Below are 2,810 nucleotides of genomic sequence, written 5' to 3'. Positions count from 1 at the left end.
TAATGTTTCTGAAAGTACATTTGATTCAAGACAATTTGGGTTTATTAGTAAAGATCAAATAATAGGTAAAGTTAATAAATAAAAATATGAAAAATAAAATATTAATTCTTTCGTCAGTTCTTTGTTTAGGAATCGTTGCTTCCTATGTTGCTTTTGGTTGGAGTGAACCAACAGGATCAATGCCAAGTGATTATAAAACACCACTAAATACGAGTATTGAAACACAAGATGTTACTGCAGGCAAGCCAGTTGTTGTAAATCTTGATTCAGACCAAGTTGACGGTTATAACGCTAGTGATCTTTTAGCGGCGACAAGTTCAAGTTCTTCTTGCCCTGATAATTATGCTAATTTATGCACTAATGGGGGAGGTTTAGAATTTGTTTATGAGGGGAAGACTTTGCATATTGACGCAACCCCTAGGTCTCCAAAGGTAGCAATTCCTATTGGTTCGTATCTAAACTTTTTTTTCCAATATAGTACAGCCGTTGAGAGTTGTTCTATTATCGGAGCAAGGGTTCCTTCAAAAGAAGAATTTCAAGCTGCTTGTGAAGCTCTTGGAGGACCAAATGGTAATGGGCTGACATCTTTTGATCATTCTTTGACTGGAAAAATTGAGTTTACGAGTACTTCATCTAAAACTAGATCTGATATGATTACTAGTGCTTTAGGAGGTTCTTGTTCTAATTTTGGTGAAGTAGGTGTTGCTAGTGTGACAGGAACAGAGGTATGGTATCGTTGTATTCGCTAGGGAAACAAGGATCTGCCAGTATTTTTAGTCTAGAGAGTTTAATTAAAGTTAAAAACGAGTAATTCTTGATACATGTTTTTCTATTAGAAAACGTGGACACCATATAAGACTTTTTATTTACTTAATGCCTTTTTTTTGCTAATATCAAGCTATGGAAAAAATAGTATCATTTTGCAAAAGAAAAGGTTTTGTATTTCAGTCATCGGAAATATATGGTGGTCTAGGAGGCTTTTATGACTATGGTCCACTAGGAAGTCAGATGAAAAAAAATATTAAGGATAGCTACCTTAATTTTATGGTAAATTCTAGACAGAATATTGTTAGTTTAGATAGTGCTATTATTACGAACTCAAAGGTTTGGGAAGCTTCTGGGCATTTAAAGAATTTTACAGACCCTTTAACTGAGTGTAAAAGTTGTCATAAAAGATTTAGAGCAGACCATTTAATGGAAAAGAATAATGTTAATGATTTGTCTTTACTTAAATGTCCTGAATGTGGAGGAGAATTAATGGATGTAAGAAACTTTAATTTAATGCTTAAGACTTTTATTGGTCCAGTTGAAGATGCTTCAGCCGTTGCTTATTTAAGACCAGAGACAGCGCAATCTATTTTTATAAACTTCAAAAATGTTTTAGATACTCAAAGAATTAAAATTCCTTTTGGAATTGCTCAAATAGGAAAAGCTTTCAGAAACGAAATTACTCCTTCTAACTTTATTTTTAGAACCAGAGAATTTGAACAAATGGAGATGGAGTTTTTCATCAAGCCAGGAGAACAAGAAAAATGGTATAAGTATTGGATTAGCGAAAGTATGAGATGGTATACAGAGGTTTTGGGAATTAAAAAAGAAAATTTAAGAGTAAAAGAGGCAGCTAAAGAAGACCTTGCTCATTATGCAATTGCTTGCTCTGATATAGAATACAATTTTCCATCTATTGGATGGTCCGAAATAGAAGGTATTGCAAGTAGAGGAGATTATGATTTAAGTCAACATGAAAAGTTTTCAGGACAAGAATTAAAATATTTTGATGAAGCTACTAAGGAAAAATATGTTCCTTATGTTATTGAGCCATCAGTTGGTGTAGATAGATTAATGCTTGCTTTAATTTGTGATGCTTATAGCGAGTATGAAAAAGGAAGATCTCAAGACGGAGATAGTATGGAAACAGTTCTTAAGCTTAATTCAAAAATATCACCTGTTAAGATAGCGGTTTTACCTCTTGTTAAAAACAAAGAAGTGATAACTTCAAAAGCTAAAGAGGTTTTTGATTTGTTGTCTCCTTATTTTATCTCAGAGTATGACGAAACAGGAACCGTAGGAAAAAGATATAGGAGGCAAGATGAAATAGGAACTCCATTTTGTGTAACTATTGATTTTGAAACATTAGAAGATAATGCGGTTACTATTAGAAATAGAGACACTATGGAACAAGAAAGAGTTTTGATTAGTGAATTAAAAGAATATTTTAATAAAAATGTATAAAAAAACTACTTTAAAATCAGGATTAAGAATTGTCACAATCCCTGAGAAAGATACGGAAACAGCTACTGTTTTAGTTTTAGTTAAAACCGGTTCTAAGTATGAAAAAAAAGAAGTGGGAGGAATTTCTCATTTTCTAGAACATATGCTTTTTAAAGGAACCACAAATCATAAAACAGCGATGGAAGTTATTGAGCCGATAGACGCTATCGGAGGAATAACAAATGCTTTTACAGGAGAAGAATATACTGGATATTGGGCTAAGGTTAATAATCAATATACGGATTTTGCTATTGATTGGGTTTCTGATATTTATTTAAATTCAATAATTTCTGCTAAAGAAATAGAAAAAGAAAGAGGAACTATCAAAGAGGAGTTTAATATGTATTTAGATACTCCAATGAGATATATTTGTGAGGTCTGGAAAGATTTATTATTTGGTGATCAACCAGCAGGAAGAGATGTTATTGGAACTAAAAAAACTATTCTATCAATTAGCCGAAAGCAAATTTTAGATTATATGCATTCTCAATACAAAGCTACAAATACAGTAGTTTGTGTGGCTGGAAAAATAAAGGAAG

Annotated in this window: 3 protein-coding genes; all 3 read left to right on the top strand. The window is 32.3% G+C overall.

All coding sequences use genetic code 11. The annotated features are described in order from the left end of the window. The first annotated feature begins 86 nt into the window (after positions 1-86). Positions 87-749 (top strand): hypothetical protein, encoded by a 663-nt coding sequence (locus PHF25_09430; protein ID MDD4528228.1) that lies wholly within the window; start codon positions 87-89, stop codon positions 747-749. 151 nt (positions 750-900) lie between these two features. Beyond that, entirely contained in the window at positions 901-2,232 is a 1,332-nt protein-coding gene (locus PHF25_09425) for a glycine--tRNA ligase (GenBank protein ID MDD4528227.1), read from the top strand. Continuing rightward, the coding region (locus tag PHF25_09420; protein MDD4528226.1) for a pitrilysin family protein at positions 2,225-2,810 on the top strand (586 nt) is incomplete at its 3' end. The genes PHF25_09425 and PHF25_09420, both read left to right, overlap by 8 nt.

Source organism: Candidatus Margulisiibacteriota bacterium, from assembly GCA_028706105.1.
Lineage (GTDB): Bacteria > Margulisbacteria > Riflemargulisbacteria > GWF2-35-9 > DYQY01 > DYQY01.
This window is presented reverse-complemented; position numbering and strand designations above follow the sequence as displayed.

Bases quoted from the DNA above. Each gene is read 5' to 3' on its own strand.
- PHF25_09430 (MDD4528228.1), top strand. From the start codon at position 87: ATGAAAAATAAAATATTAATTCTTTCGTCAGTTCTTTGTTTAGGAATC.
- PHF25_09425 (MDD4528227.1), top strand. From the start codon at position 901: ATGGAAAAAATAGTATCATTTTGCAAAAGAAAAGGTTTTGTATTTCAG.